We start from the raw sequence: 20,048 nt of genomic DNA, 5'->3' as shown, positions 1-20,048 counted from the left end.
GCGGGGCGGTTCGGTGTGCGGTGATCCGGCGGGGACGGCTCAGTGGGGCTGGAACTGCGGGCCCTGCGGGGGCAGCGCGAACTCCTCGGCGGGCTGGGCCTGGGCCTGGGGCGGTACCGGTGCCGGGGGCTGCGGCGGGACGGGCGGCTGCTGGCCGGTGCCCGGCTGGGGCTGCGGGTAGCCGTATCCGGTGCCGGGCTGGGGGTAGCCGTAGCCGCCGGAGTGGGGGCCCGGCTGGGGCTGCTGGGGCGGGTACGGCTGGTTGGGCTGCGGGTAGCCGTAGCCGGTCGCGGGCTGGGCCTGCGGGTAGCCGTACCCGGTGCCGGGCTGGGCCTGGGGGTAGCCGTAGCCGCCCGATTGGGCGGCCGGCTGGTGGGTCGGCTGGTGGGTCGGCGGCGCGGGCGGGGCCGGCGGGATGTTCGGGGGCACGGTGGGCGGGGCCACCGGCGGGGGCGGGGTGGCCGGCGCGGCGGACGGCGGGGTCGCCGGGCCGTTGGCGGCGGCGGCAGCCGGGGCCGGGGTGGCCGGAGCGACCGGGGGCCGGGCCGGAGGCTGCGCCGGGGACTGCGGGACGGCCGGGCTCAGGGTGAAGGTGCCGGGCTCGGGCCGAGCCTCGGAGCGCGGGTCGGGCAGCGGGGTGGCCCGCGGGTCGACAGCGCCGGTGGGGGTGGCGGTGGAGGCGGGCGCCGGGGTCGGCTGGGCAGCCGCCGCGGCCGCTGCCGCCGCGGCGGCCTCCGCCTCGTCGTCGACCGTGATGCCGAAGTCGGTGGCCAGGCCGATCAGTCCCGAGGTGTACCCCTGGCCGATCGCCCGGAACTTCCAGGAGCCGTTGCGCCGGTACAGCTCGCCCGCGACCAGCGCGGACACGTTCTCGGCGTCCACGATCGCGAACTCGGCGAGCGGAACCGCGCCGTCACCCGTGGCGGCGTCGAACAGCAGCAGCCGCAGCCCCGGGACGGCGCGGAACGAGCCGCCCTCGGAGGAACCGGCCAGCACCACCCGGTCCACCTCCACGGGCAGCTTGGCCAGTTCGACCTCGACCGTGTCGATGATCTCGGCGCCGCCCGCGGTGTGCTGCTTGGGCAGGTGGCGGACCAGGCCGGAGGGGTGGCGGGGCTGGTTGTAGAAGACGAAGTCGGCGTCCGAACGGACCTTGCCGTTGGTGCCGAGCAGCAGCGCGGACGCGTCCACGTCCGGCGCACCGGGCGTGGCGCTCCAGCGCAGCACGGCGCGGACCGCCGCCGCCGGCAGTGCGATGTTGGCGCCCTTGGCCATCACGTGCGTCATAGCGGACCATCCTGCCCGTTCGCCACCCCTTCGGACAACGTGACCGGGACGGTCGGCGTGGGGGTGGACTTTGCCAAGACTTGCGTCGGACCGAGGTTTGCGGCGGGCCTTCCGGTGGGTGGCGGGTGGCCGGTCGGAGTCGGGCGGGGGCTGGGTGGCCGCCGGGCGGCGCCTGCCGGACGTCCGTGGGGCGATCGCCCCGGGCGTGCCCCGGCGCCCGCCGGATGTTCCGGGAGTTCAGTGCCCCGACGCCGGGAACGGCCGGAACCCGTCCGTACGATGGGCCTTCGAACAGGCCCCCGGAGGCCGGTGGGGGGAGTCCGCCGGCGGTGCGTCCAGGCGGGAAACCGCTGGCCGGAGGCCGTCCGTCCGGTCGGTCAGCCCGCCGTCCAGCCCCGAGGAGAGCACCGTGCGCCATTTCGGCCACCTCGTCGACGACGTCCGTGCCCGGCTGTTCCTGGAGCAGCCGCGGACGTTCACCGCGGCGAGCGAGCCCGCGGTGCTCGCCACTGCCCTCGGCGGCACCCTCTACAGCCCCGCGACCAGGCCCGCACTGGCCGCCGACATCCGCAAGCTGGCCGGACAGGGCGTGGTGTCGATGGTGCTCTGCCTGGAGGACTCGATCGCCGACCACGAGGTGGGCGCGGGCGAGCGCAACCTGGTCGAGCAGTTGTCGGACCTGGTCAATGATTTCACCGACTGCGCACAGGATCACCCGCTTCTCTTCATCAGGGTTCGCACCGCCGAGCAGATCCTCGACCTGGCCGAGCGGCTCGGTCCGGCCGTCGGGCTGCTGAGCGGCTTCGTCCTGCCCAAGTTCACCCCGCAGGTCGGCGGCGCCTACCTGGCCGCGCTCGCCGCCGCCGAGGCCGCCACCGGGCGGCGGCTGTTCGCCATGCCCGTCCTGGAATCGCCCGAACTCGCCCACCTGGAGACCAGGCGCGAGCAGCTCTTCGGCATCGCCGAGCTGCTCGCCGAGCACCGCGAACGGGTGCTCGCCGTCCGGCTCGGCGTCACCGACCTGTGCTCCGCCTACGGGCTGCGGCGCTCACCCGACCTCACCGCCTACGACGTGGCCCTGGTCGCGGCCGTGATCGGCGACGTGGTCAACGTGCTCGGCCGGGCCGACGGCACCGGGTACACCGTGACCGGGCCGGTCTGGGAGTACTTCCCGGTGCAGGAGCGGATGTTCAAGCCGCAGCTGCGCCGCACCCCGTTCGCCGCGACCGCCGGCACCGCCCGGGCCTCCGGCGAGGAGGTCCGCCGGAGGATCATCGAGCACGACCTGGACGGGCTCATCCGCGAGGTCGAACTCGACCGCGCCAACGGCTTGTTGGGCAAGACCTGCATCCACCCCAGCCACGTCCCCGCCGTGCACGCGCTGTCCGTGGTCACGCACGAGGAGTACTGCGACGCGCGCGACATCCTGCGGCAGGAGCAGGGCGGCGGCGGGGTGCTCCGCTCGGCGTACACGAACAAGATGAACGAGGCCCGGCCGCACCGCGCCTGGGCGGAGCGGGTGCTACTGCGGGCGGAGGTCTTCGGAGTGGCCCGGGAGGACGTGAGCTTCGCGGAGCTGCTGTCGGCCTGCCTGTGCGGCTGACCCCGGCCCCTCGACCCGACGACACGCGCGAACCGATCGATCAGCACCACCGAAGGCGGGACCAGTAGTGAAGAGAGCAGAGACGGCGACGGCGGCGACGGCGACGGCAGCGACGGTGACGGCGGTAGCGGGCGGGGCGGGTGCGGCCGGGGCGGGTGCGGCCGGTGCGGTGGAGGGCGGTTGGACCGGGCGCTGGGTCGCCGAGCGGGCCGGGATCGCGCTGACCGGATCGGAGCGCCTGCCCGAACTGGTCGGCCTGGCCCTGCGGTCCGGCAACCCCAGGCGGGCCCACCTGCTGGTCTCCAGCGTGCTCGGCAAGCACGTCCCGCAGCGGCCCGACGTCGTGCACGGTGCCGGGCTCGAACTCGGTCGCCGGGTCCGGGAGTTGCTCGGCCCCGCGGCGGCCGGCCGGGCCGTCGTGCTCGGCTACGCGGAGACGGCCACCGGCCTCGGCCACAGCGTCGCCGACGGCCTTGACGCGCCCTGCCTGCACTCCACCCGCCGCCCCGTCCCCGGGGTGCCCCCGCTCGGCGGCTTCGAGGAGGAGCACTCCCACGCCACCGGCCACCTGCTCCTCCCGGCCGACCCCGAACTCCTCGCGGGCGACGGGCCGTTGGTGCTGGTGGACGACGAGCTCTCGACCGGCCGGACCGTCCTCAACACCATCCGCGAACTGCACCGCCGCCACCCGCGCGGCCACTACGTGGTGGTCGCCCTGGTCGACCTGCGCTCCGCCGAGGACCGGCACCGGCTCGCCGCGGCCGCCGCCGAACTCGGCGCCCGGCTCGACGTGGTGGCCACCGCGAGCGGTGGCGTCGACCTGCCCGAGGACATCGTGGCGCGGGCCGAGCGGCTGATCGCCGCCGTCCCTCCGGCCGCCCCGCCGCCGGCCGTCGAGCCCGCCCCGCTGGTCCGGGTCGAGCTGGACTGGCCCGCCGGGCTGCCGGACGGTGGGCGGCACGGCTTCACGGCGCGGGACCGCGAGCGGCTGGACGCCGTACTGCCCGCACTGGCGGGGCAGGTGGCGGAGGCGCTCGGGGACGGCGCGGGGCCGGTGGGCGGTGCCGGCTCGGTGGATGGTCCTGGCTCTGAGCAGCAGCGGGTTTTGGTGCTCGGCTTCGAGGAGCTGATGTACGCGCCGCTGCGGCTGGCCGAGGCGCTCGCCCAGCGGCTCGGCGGTGACCGCGTCCGCTACTCCACCACCACCCGCTCGCCCGTCCTCGCCGTGGACGACCCCGGCTACGCCATCCGCACCCGGCTGGTCTTCCCGGCCCACGACGACCCGCAGGACGGCGGCTCGCGCGAGCGCTACGCCTACAACGTCGCCCCCGGTGCGGACGGGGCCCGCCGCTTCGACGCCGTGGTGCTGGTGGTGGACGACGTGGCCGACACCCCGGCGCTGCACCAGGGGGAGTACGCGCTGCTGCGCCAGCTGCGGCAGGTCACCGACCGGGTGGTCCTCGCGGTACTCCCCTCGCACCGCCCGGTGCTGCCCGCCGTACCGTCCTCGGTGTCGTCCTCCGTGCCGGCCGCCGCGTCGCCGGCTCCGCTGCCTGCCGCGCTGCCGGCTCCGCTGTACGGGCCGGAGTTCTCCTCCTACCGCCCGGAGGAGGTCGCCTGGCTGCTCAAGGACCTCTCCGACGTGCCGCTGGAGGCCCCCACCGAGGAACGGGAGGAGGCCGTCCAGCACGGCGGCGCCCACTACGCCGAGTCGCTGCCGGTCGAGTACCGCCCCAGCCCCGAGTACCAGGAGCTGTTCCACCAGGCGCTGCGCGGTTCGGCCCGCCGGATGGCGCTCGCCGTCGGCACCGTCGCCGAGACCCTGCTGCGCGAGCGCGGGCCCGGCCTGGTGCTCGCCTCGCTGGCCCGGGCCGGCACGCCGGTCGGCATCCTGGTCCGCCGCTGGCTGGCCTTCGCCCACGGCCTGTCCGTGCCGCACTACGCGGTGTCCATCGTCCGCGGTCGCGGCATCGACCAGGTCGCGCTGCGCTACCTGGCGGCCCACCACCGGGCGTCCGACGTGGTCTTCGTGGACGGCTGGACCGGAAAGGGCGCGATCACCCGCGAGCTCACCGACGCGCTGGCCGGCACCGGCTTCGACCCGGACCTCGCGGTGCTCGCCGACCCGGGCCGCTGCGTCCGGACGTACGGCACCCGGGAGGACTTCCTGATCCCCTCCGCCTGCCTCAACTCCACGGTGTCCGGGCTGGTTTCGCGCACCGTGCTGCGGGCCGGACTGATCGGTCCCGGTGACTTCCACGGTGCCAAGCACTATGCCGAACTCGCGGGCGGGGACGTCTCGGAGGCCTTCCTGACCGCGGTGGCCGACCACTTCGGGGAGGTCCGCGCCCTCGCGGTCCAGGCGGCCGACCGGCTCGCCGCCGACCCGGACCGCACGCCCGACTGGGCCGGCTGGGCCGCCGTCGAGCGGATCAGCGCCGAGTACGGCATCGACAACATCAACCTGGTGAAGCCCGGCGTCGGCGAGACCACCCGGGTGCTGCTGCGCCGGGTGCCCTGGCGGGTGCTGGCCCGGCGCGGCGCGGGCTCCGACCTCGACCACGTACGGCTGCTCGCCGCCCAACGCGGCGTCCCGGTCGAGGAGGTGGACGGGCTGCCGTACAGCTGCGTGGGCCTCATCCACCCCCGCTACAGTCGGGGGGCGACGGGGGAGAGCGGACGGGCCGTGACGGGGAGGGAGTCCTGATGGGTGCAGTGGAAGGTTCGGATGGTACGGGCGGTGCTGCCGATGGTGGCGCGGGTGGCTCAGGGGGCGCGGGTGGCGTGTTGGTGGCCAGCGACCTCGACCGTACGCTCATCTACTCCGAGCGGGCCCTGGCCCTGGGCGGACCCGACCGGCTCGCGCCACGCCTGCTCTGGGTCGAGGTGCTGGACGGGCGCCCGCTGTCCTTCCTGACCGAACGGGCCGCCGCTCTGCTGGTCGAACTGGGCCGCCGGGCCCGCTTCGTACCCGCCACCACCCGGACCGTCGAGCAGTACCGGCGGGTCAACCTGCCCGGGCCGACGCCGACTTACGCGATCTGCGCGAACGGCGGACAGCTGCTGGTGGACGGCGAGCCGGACCGCGACTGGCGCCGCGAGATCACCGCACGGATCGCCGCCGGCGCCGCCCCGCTGGACGAGGTGGTGCGTCGACTCGCCCTGAGCGCCGACCCGGAGTGGACGCACAAACGGCGGGTCGCCGACGAGCAGTTCGCCTACCTGGTCGTCGAACGCGACCGGCTGCCCGACGGCTGGCTGCCCGAGCTCACCGGCTGGTGCGCCGAACGCGGCTGGCGGGTCTCGTTGCAGGGCCGCAAGGTGTACGCCGTGCCGCAGCCGCTCACCAAGAGCGCCGCGCTCGCCGAGGCCGTCCGGCGCAGCGGCGCGCACACCGTCCTGGCGGCCGGCGACTCCCTGCTGGACGCCGACCTGCTGCTCGCCGCCGACGCCGGGTGGCGGCCCGGGCACGGCGAACTGGCCGACGGCGGATGGACGGCGCCCGGCGTCACCGCCCTGGCGGAGGTGGGGGTGGCGGCGGGGGAGGAGATCGCCCGCCGGTTCCTGGCGGCCGCGACCGTCGCCCCCGTCGCCCCTGTTGCCCCCGTCGGCACGGTGGTCGCCGGCTAGCTGTCGGTCAGCCGCCGGTCAGCCGCAGCACCCGCCGCCGCAGCAGCCGCCCCCGCCCCCGCCCCCGCTCGGGGCCTGCTGCGGCGCGCCGCCCGCCGCGCCGGTGACGGCGACGGTGGACAGCAGCTTCACGGTGTCCCGGTGGCCCTGCGGGCAGACGGCGGGGTCGTTGGCCTGGGCCATCGGGCGGCGGAGCTCGAAGGTGGCTCCGCAGGAGCGGCAGCGGAAGTCGTAGCGTGGCATACCGGCAGGGTACCGACCGCGCTCAGCGGTGCTGGCCCAGATCGCCGCGGATCATGTCGATCACCCGGGCCGCCGTCTCCCGTACCGCCGCCAGCTCGGTCAGGAAGTGCCAGTAGTCGGGGTGCCGGCCCGCGGCCTGGAGGGTCTCCAGTGCCCGGTCCAGCCGGGCCACCGCCTCGTCCAGCGGGCCGGCGTGCCGTGGGTCCGGCGCGGTGCGGCCCGCCATCGCCAGGCGCTGGGCGTCCCGGACGGCGAAGCGGGCGCGCTCCACCTCCCGGTTCGGGTCGTGCTGCACCTCGTTCAGCTGCCGCAGCCGGTCGTTCACGGCCTGCACCGAGCCGTCCGCGGTCGCCAGCAACGCGCGGACCGTACCGATCGCGGCGGTGGCGTCCGCCCACCGCTGCTCGTCCCGGGCCCGGGCGGCCTCGGCGAGCTTGCGCTCGGCGGCCCGGCCCGCCTCGGCGACCTGCTCGGGCACCCGCTGGAGGTCCTGCCAGCAGGCCGTGCTGAACCGGCGGCGCAGCTCGCTCAGCGCCGGATCGACCGTCTCCGCCTTGGTCCCCAGCGCCTGGATCCGGGTCCGTAGGCTGGACACCCGGCGGTCCAGCTCCCGGGCCCGCTCGGGCAGTTGGGCGGCGTCGGCAGTGATCGCCGCCGCCCGCCGCTGCACGTCCTCGGCCCGCTGGAGGGTGGCCGCCACGCCGTGCCGCGCCGCCCCCTCGTTCAGCCGCCCCAGCTCCGGCGCCAGCTCGGCCAGCCGGGCCGCCAGGTCGTCCGCCCGCAGTCCGGCGCCGCGCACCTCGTCCAGCGTGGTGGTCGCCCGCAGCAGCGCGCGCTTGGCCTGCTCCACGGCCGGAGTGACCCGCATCAGCTGCTGCTCGGCGTGCTGGAGGGTCGGCTGGAGGCGGCGCAGGAAGTCGGTCAGCTCGGCGCGGGCCGAGCGGAGCTGGCCCTGCACGTCCACCAGCAGCCGCCGGGCCTGGGCCACCGAACCGGCGTCCAGGTCCTCCCGGTCCAGGTCATGGGCGTCGAGCGCGGCCAGGTAGTTCACCGTGACCTGCTCGACCCGGCCGGAGATCGCCGGCCACTCGGCCAACGCCCGCTGCGCCGCCGCACCCTCCTCGGCCGCCCGGACGGTCTCCACCGCCAACCGGAGCTCGCGCTGCGTCTCCTCCAGCTCGTAGAACGCCTCCTGCGCCGCGGCCCGCGCCTCCCGGGCCTCCGCCCGCACGCCGTCCCCGGCACTCCGCCGCCCCCACCAGCCGCCACTGCCCGCCGACGCCAGCCCGACCGCCCCCAACGCACCTGCCAGCACCACCGGCAACACCAGCGCGTCGCCCAGCGCACTCCCCGCCCGACGCCGCCCCCGCTGCCCGCTCCCGCCGGCCACCGCCACTGCGCGCTCCCTGCTCCGACCCGCTGATCCGCGCCCATTCTCCCCGATCCCCCCGCACCACGGGCAGCCCCCTCCCACCACCCCGCCCCGCCCGCACCACACCACCCCTCCGGACCAGGTACCCTAGGCACTCGTCGTACGCCCGAAGGGCCACGACCGGGGGCGCGTAGCTCAGTGGTAGAGCGCTGCTCTTACAAAGCAGATGTCGGCGGTTCGAAACCGTCCGCGCCCACCCCGTGAACAGCTGGAACGCACACTGCGGCCCAGGTCAGGAGCATGATCCTGACCTGGGCCGCAGTCGTTCCGGCGGTCTTGCCGTAGCCCCGGCCACAGGGCGGAAGCGTCCTGGTGGGCCGGGGCTTTCGGCGTTCCGGGGTGGGGCGTTGGGGTGGGGAGGGTGGGGTCATTGGCGGGTGGGGGTGGTGCCGGTCATGGTGAAGCGGGGGGAGCACTGTTCGGTGGATCGGTTGTTGGCGTTCCAGACGCAGATCTGCAGGGTGTGGCCGGTGACGGGGAGGAAGCTCGTCTTCGCGGCGCCCCAGGAGGCGCGGAAGGTGTAGGTGAGGCCGTCGCTGCGGGAGAGTTCGGCGACGCAGGTCTGGTTGAGGGAGGTGTTGAGGACGCCTGCGAGTGAGCCGGTGCCGTTGTCGTCCAGCCAGGCGGAGCAGGCGGCGTCGTTGCCGAACCAGCTGGTGTCCGCCTCGGAGCCCTTGACCTGGGCGGGGTCGTCGCTGCCGTTGATGCCGCTGATCGAGGAGGAGGTGACGGTGGGGGCGGCAGCCGAGGGGGTGGCGGGGGCCGTGGTGGGTGGGGTGGCGGGTTTGGGGGTGGAGGCGGTGGAGGCGGTGGAGGTGGTCGAGGGCCGCGGGGTCGGGGAGGGGGCCCGGGTGGGGTCGGCCGGGGTGGTCGACGGCGGGGGCGAAGGAGTGGCGGTGGGCGAGGGCGTGGCGCTCGGGCTGCTGGTGGAGGGACCGGGTGTCGTGCCGGTCAGGGGCTGGACGGTGACCGGCGTGCCGAGGGAGTCCTGGGAGGTGTGGTGCTGTGGGGATGTGTCGGGGCTGAGGGCGTACACCGTGACCGTGCCGAGGGCGATCACGGCGGCGATCGGTAACAGGAACAGGCGCTTGCGCCGCCGCCGGCGGCCGGGTGGTGTGGGGGGAGGGGTCCCGGCGTCGGGTGGCGGGACCGTCTCCAGCTTGCCGACCGGCGTTTCGGCGAAGGCGCGGCGCGCGTCGATGCGGGCCAGGACTTCGGTCGGCCAGGATGGGGGAGGGGCGGGCAGGTGCGCCCGGGCCGCCTGGACGACCTGGTCGGCGGTGGGGCGTGCGCCGGGGTCGGTGGCGAGGCAGGGCGCCAGGACGGCGGCGAGGTCGGCGTCCACGGCGCGCAGCCGTTCCAGGTCGCGGACGGCGTCGGGCGTGCGGGCCGAGGCGGCGTAGAGCAGGAGCGCCGCGAGCGCGTAGACGTCCGCGGGCGCTGCCACGTCCTCGTCCCCGGCCTGCTGTTCCGGCGCCGAGAAGCCCTGCGTCCCGTAGCCGTCACCGCTCCTGGTGAGCCGCGCCTGGTCCGCGGCGCGGGCGATGCCGAAGTCGATCAGCTTCACGCCGTCGTGCACCAGCATGACGTTGGCGGGCTTGATGTCGCGGTGGGCGATCCCGGCCGCGTGCACGGCCCGCAGTTGGGCGGCCGTCTCGGTCAGCAGGAGCCACAACACCTCGGCGGGCAGCGGCCCGTGCAGTCGTACCGCCTCGTCCACGGTGAGGCCGGGGACGTACTCGGTGGCGAACCACGGGCGTTCCGGCGTGCCGTCGCTCGCCAGCACCCGCGGTGCGACCCCGAACGGCACCCGGTAGAGGAGACCGACCTCCCGTTCGAAGCGCTCGCCGGAGACCAGCCGCGGCCGGACGAGCTTGACGGCGGCGTAGCCCCGGTCCGAGACCCCGAGGTAGACCTCGCCCATGCCTCCGGTGCCGAGCAGGCCGATGACGCTGAAGCTGCCGATCTCCTGCGGATCGCCCGGGCCGAGTGGTTCGGCGACGGCGCTGTCGATCGCAGCGGCTCGCCGGCTGATCGTGCTCACGGCGGGCAGGCTATCGAGCAAGGTCACGCCCGGCAAACAGAGTTGACGGTTCCGCAGATGCGACCCACGCATGCCGGAGGGAGGACCAGTCCTGCCGGAGCGCTCGTACACTCACTGGCGCGAGCCGAGGCGCAGGCATGTGAGCAGAGGCATGTGAGCAGAGGTATGTGAGCGGAGGTATGTGAGATGGCGTACGGAAACTTCCCACCCCAGATGCTGCCGCCGGGCAGCCCCTCCGACCGGGTGCCCCCGGCGCCGCCCGGGACGATCTTCGTGATCGGCCCGGAGGGCGGGTACGCCGTGCCGCCGCGCCGGTACACCCTGCTGTTCGGGCGCGACCGCGAGGACGTGCACGTACCGGTCGGCGTCGACGACCCGACCGTCAGCCGTCGGCACGGGGTCTTCAGCTGCGCCGCCGCGGACGGCGACTGGTGGCTGATCAACACCGGCAACCTGCCGATCGAACTGCCCGACGGCGTGCTGATGCTCACCGGCCACAAGCGGATCATCGGGCCCGGGTACACCCCGCTGGTGATCAACTCGTCCAAGCGGCGCTCCCACCTGGTGGAGGTCCGGGTCGTGGACGGGGACGACCTGCACCCCCGTGCCACGAGCAGCGCCGAGACCGCCGCCCCCGAGACGGTCTACGCGCTCTCCCCACAGGAGCGGCTGGTGCTCACCGCGCTCGCCCGCCGGTACCTGGAGGGCCAGGAGGCCTTCCCGCTCCCGCTGGCCTGGGAGGACACCGCCCGGCTGGTCAACGCCTCGCCGTACGCGACCAAGTCCTGGACCTACAAGTCGGTCGCCAACACGGTCGAGGACGTGCGGGAGCGGCTGCGCCGACGGGGCGTGCGCGGACTGACGCGCGACGAGGTCGGCGAGCCGGTCGGGTCGACGCTCAGCGTCAACCTGATCAGGGAACTGCTGAGAACGGCGACGCTGAACGCCCAGGACCTGGAGTTGTTGATCGACGGGACCTGAGTGGATGTGGAGGCAGGAGTGCGCGCCCCGGTCGACGGTTCGGCCGGGGCGCAACGGTGTTCATCGGGGCGGCTCGGCCTCGGGGTCGGGCGTGGGCTCGGGCGCGGCCTGGGCGTAGTAGGTCACGTGCATGGTGCCGTCCTCCATCGCGAAGACGGCGGCCCGGTCCTCGGCCCTGTTCTGCTGGCGCGGTTGGGGCTGTGGCTGTGGCTGTGGCTGTGGCTGTGGCTGTGACTGTGGCTGCGGACTCGGTTGCTCGGGGCGATCCGTCGTGTTGGTCACCCGGTTGTTGTCGCCCACGATGAAGGTGCCGGAGACGTCTCCGGTTCGGATGGCGTCGGGGGTGGATTCCGCTGGCATGGGCGGGCCTTTCTCGGTCGGTCGTGCGGAGGTCATGTGCTGCAGTGGGTTTGCAGGCTGTCCAGGGCCGTGTTCGTCGCCGATGCCTGAGTCGACGTGTCGACCGTGTCGCTCTGCCCGTTGCGAAAGGACTGGTACTGGCTCACCATCTGCTGAACGGGACTCAGGATCCTGTTGAGGTCCGATGCCACGGATCTGTCCCGTGCGCGCGACGCGGCCGCCTGCGCCGTGGACTTGATGGAGCGCAGGTCCTTGATGACGGTGTCGATGGCGGAATTCGGCGCGCTTCGGTCGGGAGTGGCGGAGGTCCGTCCCGAGTTGTAGGCCTCCACGGCGTTGTTGTACGAGGTGACCGCACCGTGCGCGGTGGTCGCGTCGGTGTTGAACCGGCCGATCTCTCGGTCCAGCTCCGGCAGCACCGTTGCGCACACGGGATCGACGGATTTCGTCGGGACGACCGGAGGCGGGTACGGTCGGCCGCCGGCCTGGACAGAGCTGGACGTGGCGGCCGAAGACGAGCCGCGGTCCTTGTTGGCGTTGACCGCGGCCCCCACACCCACCACGGCTGCCAGTCCGACCGCGCAGGCGATGGCGAGGGCGATGCCGCCCTTGGCGGTCGCCGCGCCGGCGGTGGCGAGTGCGGTGTGGCCCGTGCCGGTCGTGGCGGCGCCCGCGGTGTGTGCCGAATGGGCCGCGTGCGTCGCGTTGGCCGCGTGCGTCGAGTGGGAGGCGTGCGTCGAGTGGGAGGCGTGCGTCGAGTGGGCGGTGGAGCTGTGCGAGCCCGAGAGGTCGACCTTCGGCGGCGTCGCCTGCGAGGCGGAATGCGCGCCGGGCAGGTGGGTGCCCGGCACCGGCTGTTGGGCGGTGTGGGACAGGTCGATCACCTTCGGTGGAGCCGGCGGGTGTACGGGCGCCGGAGCACCGGAGGCGGGAACCGGGTGGGTGACGGTCGGTGGTTGGACCACGGGGTGGGTGACGGTGGGCGGTTGGACCACGGGGTGGGTGACGGTCGGTGGCTGGACGACCGGGTGGGTGACCGTCGGCGGGCTGACCACGGTGTGTACCGGCCCGACCGGACCCACCGGCCCGACGGGCCCCACCGGCCCCACCGGCGCCATGGCCGTCGTCACCGCCGTGACGGCCTGATGGACCGCCGACTGCGCCTGCAGCGCCATGAGTTCCTGCCAGAGCACCCCCGCCTCGAGCACCAGCGTGGCCGTCTGCGCCACCCGCCCGATCGCCCTGCGGCGGGCGCGTGCCTCGCGCAGGAAGAACTCCTCGCCCGCGCTGTCGCCCGCGCTCTTCGCGGCGGCCCAGCCGGCGCCGAGCAGGCTGCCCCACGCGTCGAACTGCCGGGACAGTGCCAGCTTCGGCGAGGCGGCGCGGGCCAACGCGGCGCCGAGCTGCGGCTGTCCGCTCCGCTCCGCCCGCAGCACCGCGACGTCCAGGGCCTGGAAGTGGGCCGCGACCTGGTCCGGGGTGGTGTCCCGCGACTCGACCCACGCGGTGAGCGCCCGGCAGAGCGGCCCGGCGGGGAACTGCGTCATCCGGCTCTTCAGCACGCACTCGGCGACGTCCGGTGGACACCGGTAGCCGGTCTCCGAGGCGAGCAGCAGACCGTGTCGCACCAGGCCGTCGGCGAGCGCTTCGGCGTCCGGGCGGCCGAGCAGGGTGTCGAGCTGCGGGGCGGCCAACTCGGCGCCGGACAGCGAGCCGAGCAGGTGCAGCAGGTCGCGCTCCGGTGGCCGGAGCCGGTTGAGCAGCGCGGGCAGCAGGGCGGGGAGGTCGGCGATGCCCGGCAGGCGGTTGCCGGTCGCGGCGGACAGCGCGATGCGCCGCAGCCGGAGCGGGTTGCCGTGCAGGGCGTCGCACAGTGCCTCCACGGTCCGCGCTTCGTCGGGCAACAGTCCGCGGGCCAGGACGGTCTGCACCAGGGTCACCCCGGCCGGGGCCGGCAGTCCGTCGAGGCGGATCGCGTGAACGCCGGTGAGCGCCGAGCGGTGCTGCGAGGTGAAGACGAACGCGGACTGTTCGGCCATGTCGGACAGCCGGCGCAGGTCCTTCTCGTCGAGTCCGACGTCGTCCAGGTAGATCCGTAGCCGCAGGGTCTTCAGGTGCTCCTTGAGCACCTCCAGCGACGGCTTGTAGTTCGGCGCCTCGAAGCCGATGTCGAAGATCGCCTGCGCGAGGTCGTCGGCCGTCCGCCCGCCGGCTTCGACGTAGGCCGCGCCGTCGGGTCCGCCCGGCAGGGTGCGGGCGAGGTGGCGCAGCAGCGCGCTCTTGCCGACGCCGGGGGTGCCCCAGATCTGCACCAACTGGCTTCTCCCGAGCGCCTCCTGCACCAGCCGGAGGTCCCGCTCGCGGCCGATCAGCGGCTCGGCGGCCGACCGCGGCAGGTGGGAGATCCACTGCCGTTTGACCGGATCCGGCAGCGGTCCGGTGTGGACGGTGACGGACGAACCGCTCTCGGCGGTGACGCTCAGGTTGGTCACGGTGTTCCGGTCGCCGACGATCATCGTCCCGGAGACGTCGCGCGCCCGGATCCGCGCGGGACTGCCCGGAGTGCCGTGACCACCGGGAGTGCTGCTACCGCCCGGAGTGCCACTACCGCCCGGAGCACCGTTGTTCTCTGGCATCTGCTTCCCCGGTCCTCTCCAACGCTCGGCTCCCGGCTCTCGGTCATGCTGGCGCCGAGCCGTCGGGGGAACCCGGCGCTTTTAGCTGTTTGGTGGGATCGCCCGCGGATCGGCTGCTCCGGCGGCGACGGCCGCACCGGCTTCCTCGGCCGCGACGGCGATCCGGGCGAGGTGGTCCAGGTCGAGGATCGTGATCCTGCGGTAGCCCGTGACGACCGCGCCCGAGTCCCGCAGCGCCCGTAGGGCCTTGTGGATCGACGACTCCGCCGCGCCGACCAACGTGGCCATCTCCGGTTGTGAAAGCGGGAGTTGGGCTTCCTTGCGGCCCGGTCGGCCGTAGGTGACGGCCAGGTGGTGCAGGATCCTGGCCAGCCGTCCGAGCACGTCGCAACCGGTGAAGTCGACGATCCGGCCGGTCGCCGTCCGCAGCTTGGCCACCACGCTCGCGTTGAGCGCGAGCCCGATGGCGGGGTGCTGTTTCGTGCACTCCAGCAGTTCGGAGGACAGGATGTAGCGGGCCAGCACCCGGCCGCAGGTCGTCACGGTGCCGCTGCGCGGCTGGCCGTCGATCCCGGCGAGCTCTCCGACCAGGTCCCCGGCCATCCGTACCGCCACCAGCGCCTCCCGGCCGTCCTGCGCGTGCGCGGTGACCTTCACCGTGCCGCCGAGCAGGAGCAGCGCGAAGTCCGAGGTGTCGGCCTCGTGGATGGTGATCTGACCGGCCGGGTAGACCACGCCGTGGCCGAGCCCCAGCAGGACCCGGCGGTCGGCCTCGCCGACCCGGCCGAGCAGCCCGGCCGGCGGCCAGTAGGCCTCGGCCCCGCGCACCCGTGTGTTGCTCATCGGTCACTCCTCCTCCTCGTCCGGCCGAAGCCGGACAAGCCGTATTAGTAGCCGTTCTACCCGAGGACCCCTCCTCTACGATCTCGTCAACCATCTTGTCGGCGCCTCCAGTTCGGCGCCGACGGCACGTCGGTCTCCGAGTGCCGGCCCCTGGCGTGACCGCAGCGGGAAGCAGAGGGAACGTGAATCCGAGGTACGAATACCGAGCGCTGTTGGCGTGCGACATCGCGGCTTCCGCGGGCCGCGGGCAGCAGCGGCTGCAGGAGATCCGCGGTGCGCTGCGATCCGTGCTGTCCGGTGCCCTCGACGTCGCGGAGTTGGACCGGCGGGACGTCTCGTACGTGGACACCGGTGACGGCTGCCGGCTGGTCGCTCCGGCCGGGCTGCCCAAGGCCGAACTGCTGGTCCCGCTGCTGCCGGAGCTGAGCGCGCGGATCCGCGGGCACAACCGGCAGGCGGGCCCGGAGGCCCGGTTGCGGGTGCGGGTGGCGGTGCACGCGGGGGAGGTCCGGTTCGATCCGGACGGCATCGTCTCCGGCACTCCGTTCGAGGTGCTCGCCCGGCTGCTGGACGCGGCCCCACTGCGGCGTGCGGCCGTGGCCGGTCCGGACGGTGCCCCGGTGGCCGCGATCCTCTCGCAGCACTACTACGAGGAGACGGTCGGGCACGGCTACGAGGGGCTCGAAGCCGATGCCTTCACCGCGGCCGAGGTGGTCGTGAAGGAGTACGCCGCGCGGGCGTGGCTCTGGTACCCGGGCAGCCCGGTCGGGCCACGACCCGAGGAGGAAGCGGAGCCGCGGACCGCGGCAACCGGGCCACGACCTGTGGAAACCGGGCCACGGCCTGTGGAAGCCGGGCGACAGCCGACGGAGGCCGAGCCGCGGACCGTGGAGCAGGTCGTCCGGGCCACCGGGCACGGCACGGTCTTCGCCGTCGCCCGTGGCGTCCAACACATCCGATCCAACGAACGGGGCTGAAACGCCGATGAACGAGGAACTCGCCGAGCTGGCCGCGAGCGGAGCCGCCGCTCTGGTCGCCGCGATGGGCACCGACCTCTGGACGGAGGCGAAACGGCTGATGAGCGGCGTCATCGCCCGGGCCCACGGAGGCCGCCGCAGGGAACTGGCCGCCGCACTGGAGCTGCCGTCGACCACCACGAGGGGAGTGGTCGACGGCGAGGTTGTGGGCTACTGGACCGACGCCCTGGTCCAGTTGCTCGACCGGAACCCGGGTCTCGCCCAGGACGTCACGGCCCTCGCGTCGCTGCGGATCCCGCACCAGCCGGACGTCGCGGTCCAGGTCAACTCCGCGACCGGTTCGGGTGAGGTCTTCGCGGTGCAGCACGGCAACCAGCACTTCGCCGGCGGGCCGAGGTCCCGCGACTCCGGGGACGGGCGATGAGCGGGGGCGACGGCCGGTCGGACGGTCCGACGGACGGCTGGGTGCGGGCGGGGCTGCTCGTCGCCGTCACCGTCGGGGCCCTCGTCGAGGTCGGCACTCCGCACCGGCACTACGGCTGGTTGGTGAACGTGTTGGCCCTCGCGGCGATGGGTGTCGTCGGTGCGGCGGCCGCGCTGGGATCCGAACTCGCCGTGGCACCGGCGGGGCAGCGGGGTCGGCCCGAACGGGAGCCCCGGTCCGACCCGGCGGCGCCGGCCTGCCGCTACGTCGCGGGGCCGACCGCGCCGACCGGGCAAACCGGGCCGATTGCGCCGACGGCCCAGCCGGGGAAGCCCCGGCCGTTCCTGCGCGAGCGGCCGACCGACCTGAGCGTTCCCCGCTTCGGTGACGGTGCACGGGCCCAGGGCTTCCCCTGGCTGCTGCCGGAGCGCACGGTGCAGAACGGGATCGCCGCCGACGAGGCCACGGTCGGCGCGCTCGCCATCCGCGCGGCCTCCGTGGTCGGGCCGGGCCACCGGTGCGACCAGCCCGCCGAGCCGCGACAGGACTCCTACCGGATCGGGCGCACCCGGGACAGCCGGTACGCGATCGTGGCCGTGGCCGACGGCCTGTCCAGCGCGGCGTGGTCCGACACCGGGGCCACCACGGCCTCCAGCCGGGCCGTCACCCTGCTGCGCGAGCAGATCGAGGCCGGCGGCTTCGACCGGCTCGACGTCAAGGAGTTGTACGGGCGGGTCGCGGAGTCGGTCGCCGGGCAGGCGGCCGGACGCGGCGTCGGCACCTCGCACCTGGCCACCGTGCTGATCACTGCGGTGATCGCCGAGCCGGACGCGAGCGGCGCGGCCCGGGCGTGGGTCGGGTGGCTCGGTGACAGTTCGGCCTGGATGCTCGACCCACGTGTCCCGCGGTGGCAGTTCGCCGCCGGCGAGGCGAAGGACCGCGAGGGCCCGGTGGTCTCGAACGAGGTCGCCGGCCGGCTGCCGGACACGCCGCACCTGGCCCTGGACGGCTACCTCACGCTGGCCCCCGGTGCCGCCCTGGCCCTGGTCACCGACGGGATCGGCGACGCGTGGGCGGACCGGGCGGGCAACGTCAACGAGTACTTCGCGAACGCCTGGCGCTCGCCGGTCCCGGCCACCCGGTTCACCGCCGACGTCGGCTTCGACGCACCGCAGTGCCTCGACGACCGCACCGCTGTCGTGGTGTGGAACGGCAGGGCGGCATGACCGACCTCCGTCCCGTCGCCGAGGGCGGCGGCGTCCCGGCGGTCGATCCGCGGGGCTGGTCGTTGCCGCGGGCCGTGGGCCTCGGCGATCTCGGACCGCTCGCCGAACCGATCTCCGAGCACAACGGTCAGGCCGTCGCGGTGCGGCCGTTGACGGATCATCCGGGCTGGCTGGCCAAGCTCTACCGGCCGGACCAGCACCCGGAGGACGCCCGGCGGATCGACCTGTTGATCTCGGCGCCGGACACCCTGCCGGAGGCGGAGCGGGCGACCCTGTACGCCGGGACGTGCTGGCCCGCGGCCCGGATCCACGGGCCCGGCAGTCCGGTCGTCGGGTGCGTGATCCCGATGGCGCCCGAGCAGTACCGGGCCGAGCTGAGGCGCGGGAAGTTCAGCGAGCGCCGGTTCCTGGAGATCGACTGGTTGGCGAAGTCCGACGAGTCGATCCGGGGCGTCGGCCTGCCGCGTCCCGGTTTCGAGGACCGGCTGGCGGCCTGTCGCCGGCTGACCGAGCTCGCCGCGATTCTGGAGCGGCTGGGCCTGGTCTACTCGGACTGGTCCTACTCCAACGCCTTCTGGAGCCCCGACCGGCGTTCCGTCTACCTGATCGACGTCGACGGCTGCCGGCCGAAGAGGATGCCCGACGTCCACCAGCCGAACTGGGCCGACCCGCTCACGCCGCCGGGCTCCGACGCGGACCATTGCACCGACCGTTACCGGCTCGGCCTGCTCGTCGCCAAGTGTCTGACCGGCCAGCGCGATGCGCGCGCCTTCTACAGCGTCTCCCTGTCGCCCTGGCCGGACCAGCCCGCCCTCTCCGAGGTGCTGCTGGACATGCTGTTCGCGACCGATCGCGAACGACGGCCCACCGCAGCCCAGTTGAGCCAGGCGCTGAACAACGGGCCCTACCTCAGGGCCGTGCCGCGGCCGACCCGTGGCCCGCTGCCCCCGGTGCCTCCGCTGCCCACGCACCTGGTCCCGCAGCCCGCCGCCGACGCGGTCAGTGCCGACCCGGTCGGCGTTGGCCCGGTCAGCGTGGGCCCGGTCAGCGTTGGGCCGGTCACCACCACGGCAGGCGCCGCCGAGTCGGGTACCGCCAAGGGCGCCCCGGGCGCCGCCGAGCAGAAGGAGGATCCCGCGACCAGCCGGAACGCCCAGTGGGCCTGGGTGGTCGTCATCGCCGTGATCCTGCTCATCGTCATCAGCCTCGCCTCCCATCACTAGCTCAGAGGTGCACACATGTCACTCTGCCTGCCCACCTACGTGGTGATCGACGCGTCCTCGTCGATGAAGCCGCACGAGGCAGTGCTCAACGCGACCCTCTCGCGTCTGCACTACAACCTGGCGACCAATCCGCGCGTCTCGGAGTTCGCCCGGGTCAGCGTGGTCGCCTTCTCCACCGACGTGCACGTGGTGATCCCGATGTCGGACATGGAACAGGTGCCCAGCATGCCCGAGGTGATCTGCGGCGGGCGCACGGACTACGGCAAGACCTTCGACCGGCTGCGGGAGTGCATCGAGCAGGATGTCAGCAGCCTGCGGGCGCAGCACTACAGCGTGCTGCGGCCGACGGTCTTCTTCCTGACCGACGGCGGTCCGACCGACGCCGGCTGGCGGCAGTCCTTCCGCGAGCTGGTGGACCGGAGCCGGCCGCGCTACCCGCACGTGATCGCCTACGGCTTCGGCGCCGCCGAGCGCGGGGTGCTGCAGGAGGTGGCGACCAAGGCGCTGTTCATCGCCGACGGTACGGACACCGAGTCGGCGCTGAGCGGGGCGATCTCCGGCCTGCTCAACACCCTGATCGCCTCGTCGCAGACCGGTCAGATGCAGATCGCCACCGACGTCAAGGGCTTCGAGTACGTCCAGGTCGCCCAGGAATACGTGGACTGAGCATGGCCGCCGACCCCCGTACCCCGGCGCCCCGGGCGCTGCGCGCCTCCGTCGGGCTCTCCGTACTGGCCGCCGTACTGCTCGCCTGCGGCGGCGCGGTCGAGGCGGCGGGCAATCTCCTCGGCCCCTCGACGGCCGGGGGAGGCGGCGGCTCGCACCCGGCGACGCCGGCGCCGGCCCGGCCGAGCCCCGACGTCACCTCTTCCCCCGCTTCCCCGGCCTCCACCGCGGCGTCGTCGCCGAGTTGTCCGCCCTCGCCCTCGCTCTCGTCCTCGCTCTCACCCTCGCCCCCGTCCACCCTGCTGCCCGAGCCCGCGCCGACCGCCACCACTCCGTCGTCGGCTGGCACCCCGTCGTCCGCTGCCACCAGGAGCCGTTCCAGGCACGAGACCGCCAGGGCGACGGTTCCGGTGCCGGAGAGCCCCGCTGAGTAGCTGCCGGGCTCCGGGCCCGACGGGGGCCGAGCAGTACGG

The 20,048-nt window shown here is 74.3% G+C and carries 17 protein-coding genes and 1 tRNA gene; 11 read left to right on the top strand and 7 right to left on the bottom strand.

The features are described 5' to 3' along the window. Positions 1 to 39 precede the first annotated feature (39 nt). Positions 40 to 1,287 (bottom strand): TerD family protein, encoded by a 1,248-nt coding sequence (locus tag AB0F71_RS05310; RefSeq protein ID WP_360228457.1) that lies wholly within the window; start codon positions 1,285 to 1,287, stop codon positions 40 to 42. Positions 1,288 to 1,696: 409 nt separating this feature from the next. On the opposite strand from AB0F71_RS05310, the gene AB0F71_RS05305 reads away from it, so the two are divergent. The 3 genes from AB0F71_RS05305 (at position 1,697) to AB0F71_RS05295 (ending at position 6,520) form a co-directional block, all read left to right on the top strand. Further along, the gene (locus AB0F71_RS05305) at positions 1,697 to 2,890 is read left to right on the top strand and encodes an HpcH/HpaI aldolase/citrate lyase family protein (protein ID WP_360228454.1); all 1,194 of its coding nucleotides are present in this window, start codon (positions 1,697 to 1,699) and stop codon (positions 2,888 to 2,890) included. Positions 2,891 to 3,059: 169 nt separating this feature from the next. Continuing rightward, complete coding sequence (locus AB0F71_RS05300; RefSeq protein WP_360228967.1) at positions 3,060 to 5,597, top strand: phosphoribosyltransferase; 2,538 nt, start codon at positions 3,060 to 3,062, stop codon at positions 5,595 to 5,597. An 80-nt stretch (positions 5,598 to 5,677) separates the two neighbouring features. Then, a complete protein-coding gene (locus AB0F71_RS05295) occupies positions 5,678 to 6,520 on the top strand; it encodes an HAD family hydrolase (protein ID WP_360228964.1) in 843 nt (280 codons plus the stop codon). 18 nt (positions 6,521 to 6,538) lie between these two features. On the opposite strand, the gene AB0F71_RS05290 is transcribed toward AB0F71_RS05295, so the two are convergent. Together AB0F71_RS05290 and AB0F71_RS05285 are read right to left on the bottom strand one after the other, a co-directional pair. Beyond that, positions 6,539 to 6,763 (bottom strand): zinc ribbon domain-containing protein, encoded by a 225-nt coding sequence (locus tag AB0F71_RS05290; RefSeq protein WP_360228451.1) that lies wholly within the window; start codon positions 6,761 to 6,763, stop codon positions 6,539 to 6,541. 22 nt (positions 6,764 to 6,785) lie between these two features. Then, a complete protein-coding gene (locus AB0F71_RS05285) occupies positions 6,786 to 8,159 on the bottom strand; it encodes a hypothetical protein (protein ID WP_360228448.1) in 1,374 nt (457 codons plus the stop codon). 160 nt (positions 8,160 to 8,319) lie between these two features. Here AB0F71_RS05285 and AB0F71_RS05280 point away from each other — a divergent pair. Continuing rightward, positions 8,320 to 8,391, top strand: a tRNA-Val gene (locus AB0F71_RS05280). A gap of 171 nt (positions 8,392 to 8,562) precedes the next feature. Here the strand turns inward: AB0F71_RS05280 and AB0F71_RS05275 are convergent. Then, entirely contained in the window at positions 8,563 to 10,239 is a 1,677-nt protein-coding gene (locus tag AB0F71_RS05275; protein ID WP_360228445.1) for a serine/threonine-protein kinase, read from the bottom strand. 186 nt (positions 10,240 to 10,425) lie between these two features. On the opposite strand from AB0F71_RS05275, the gene AB0F71_RS05270 reads away from it, so the two are divergent. Continuing rightward, complete coding sequence (locus AB0F71_RS05270; RefSeq protein WP_360228442.1) at positions 10,426 to 11,220, top strand: FHA domain-containing protein; 795 nt, start codon at positions 10,426 to 10,428, stop codon at positions 11,218 to 11,220. Positions 11,221 to 11,280: 60 nt separating this feature from the next. On the opposite strand, the gene AB0F71_RS05265 is transcribed toward AB0F71_RS05270, so the two are convergent. The 3 genes from AB0F71_RS05265 to AB0F71_RS05255 form a co-directional block, all read right to left on the bottom strand. After that, positions 11,281 to 11,580 (bottom strand): hypothetical protein, encoded by a 300-nt coding sequence (locus AB0F71_RS05265; RefSeq protein ID WP_360228439.1) that lies wholly within the window; start codon positions 11,578 to 11,580, stop codon positions 11,281 to 11,283. 32 nt (positions 11,581 to 11,612) lie between these two features. Next, complete coding sequence (locus AB0F71_RS05260; RefSeq protein ID WP_360228436.1) at positions 11,613 to 14,216, bottom strand: hypothetical protein; 2,604 nt, start codon at positions 14,214 to 14,216, stop codon at positions 11,613 to 11,615. 81 nt (positions 14,217 to 14,297) lie between these two features. Beyond that, a complete protein-coding gene (locus AB0F71_RS05255) occupies positions 14,298 to 15,059 on the bottom strand; it encodes a Crp/Fnr family transcriptional regulator (RefSeq protein WP_360228433.1) in 762 nt (253 codons plus the stop codon). A gap of 212 nt (positions 15,060 to 15,271) precedes the next feature. Here AB0F71_RS05255 and AB0F71_RS05250 point away from each other — a divergent pair, with 212 nt between their 5' ends. Genes AB0F71_RS05250 through AB0F71_RS05225 form a run of 6 tightly spaced genes read left to right on the top strand, consistent with a single transcriptional unit; the run spans position 15,272 to position 20,009 of the window. After that, the gene (locus tag AB0F71_RS05250) at positions 15,272 to 16,036 is read left to right on the top strand and encodes a hypothetical protein (RefSeq protein WP_360228430.1); all 765 of its coding nucleotides are present in this window, start codon (positions 15,272 to 15,274) and stop codon (positions 16,034 to 16,036) included. A 7-nt stretch (positions 16,037 to 16,043) separates the two neighbouring features. Continuing rightward, on the top strand, positions 16,044 to 16,460 hold the full coding sequence (locus AB0F71_RS05245; protein WP_360228427.1) for a hypothetical protein: 417 nt from the start codon (positions 16,044 to 16,046) through the stop codon (positions 16,458 to 16,460). Beyond that, the gene (locus tag AB0F71_RS05240; protein WP_360228424.1) at positions 16,457 to 17,686 is read left to right on the top strand and encodes a protein phosphatase 2C domain-containing protein; all 1,230 of its coding nucleotides are present in this window, start codon (positions 16,457 to 16,459) and stop codon (positions 17,684 to 17,686) included. The genes AB0F71_RS05245 and AB0F71_RS05240 overlap by 4 nt, the downstream gene beginning before the upstream one ends. Then, positions 17,683 to 18,909, top strand: a complete 1,227-nt coding sequence (locus tag AB0F71_RS05235; protein ID WP_360228421.1) for a hypothetical protein — start codon at positions 17,683 to 17,685, stop codon at positions 18,907 to 18,909. Before AB0F71_RS05240 ends, AB0F71_RS05235 begins: the two co-directional genes overlap by 4 nt. Positions 18,910 to 18,924: 15 nt before the next feature. Further along, positions 18,925 to 19,575: a VWA domain-containing protein gene (locus AB0F71_RS05230; RefSeq protein WP_360228418.1), complete on the top strand. Its 651-nt coding sequence runs from the start codon at positions 18,925 to 18,927 to the stop codon at positions 19,573 to 19,575. Positions 19,576 to 19,577: 2 nt separating this feature from the next. Next, the gene (locus tag AB0F71_RS05225) at positions 19,578 to 20,009 is read left to right on the top strand and encodes a hypothetical protein (RefSeq protein ID WP_360228415.1); all 432 of its coding nucleotides are present in this window, start codon (positions 19,578 to 19,580) and stop codon (positions 20,007 to 20,009) included. Positions 20,010 to 20,048 lie beyond the last annotated feature (39 nt).

The sequence above is a fragment of the Kitasatospora sp. NPDC028055 genome (assembly GCF_040637885.1).
GTDB lineage: Bacteria > Actinomycetota > Actinomycetes > Streptomycetales > Streptomycetaceae > Kitasatospora.
Note: the sequence above shows the minus strand (reverse complement) of the source record. Positions and strands in the feature narration are given on the sequence as shown.

Coding starts and splice junctions, on each gene's coding strand:
- AB0F71_RS05230 (WP_360228418.1), top strand. CDS start 18,925: ATGTCACTCTGCCTGCCCACCTACGTGGTGATCGACGCGTCCTCGTCG.
- AB0F71_RS05290 (WP_360228451.1), bottom strand. CDS start 6,763: ATGCCACGCTACGACTTCCGCTGCCGCTCCTGCGGAGCCACCTTCGAG.
- AB0F71_RS05255 (WP_360228433.1), bottom strand. CDS start 15,059: ATGAGCAACACACGGGTGCGCGGGGCCGAGGCCTACTGGCCGCCGGCC.
- AB0F71_RS05310 (WP_360228457.1), bottom strand. CDS start 1,287: ATGACGCACGTGATGGCCAAGGGCGCCAACATCGCACTGCCGGCGGCG.
- AB0F71_RS05225 (WP_360228415.1), top strand. CDS start 19,578: ATGGCCGCCGACCCCCGTACCCCGGCGCCCCGGGCGCTGCGCGCCTCC.
- AB0F71_RS05265 (WP_360228439.1), bottom strand. CDS start 11,580: ATGCCAGCGGAATCCACCCCCGACGCCATCCGAACCGGAGACGTCTCC.
- AB0F71_RS05260 (WP_360228436.1), bottom strand. CDS start 14,216: ATGCCAGAGAACAACGGTGCTCCGGGCGGTAGTGGCACTCCGGGCGGT.
- AB0F71_RS05245 (WP_360228427.1), top strand. CDS start 16,044: ATGAACGAGGAACTCGCCGAGCTGGCCGCGAGCGGAGCCGCCGCTCTG.
- AB0F71_RS05235 (WP_360228421.1), top strand. CDS start 17,683: ATGACCGACCTCCGTCCCGTCGCCGAGGGCGGCGGCGTCCCGGCGGTC.
- AB0F71_RS05240 (WP_360228424.1), top strand. CDS start 16,457: ATGAGCGGGGGCGACGGCCGGTCGGACGGTCCGACGGACGGCTGGGTG.
- AB0F71_RS05270 (WP_360228442.1), top strand. CDS start 10,426: ATGGCGTACGGAAACTTCCCACCCCAGATGCTGCCGCCGGGCAGCCCC.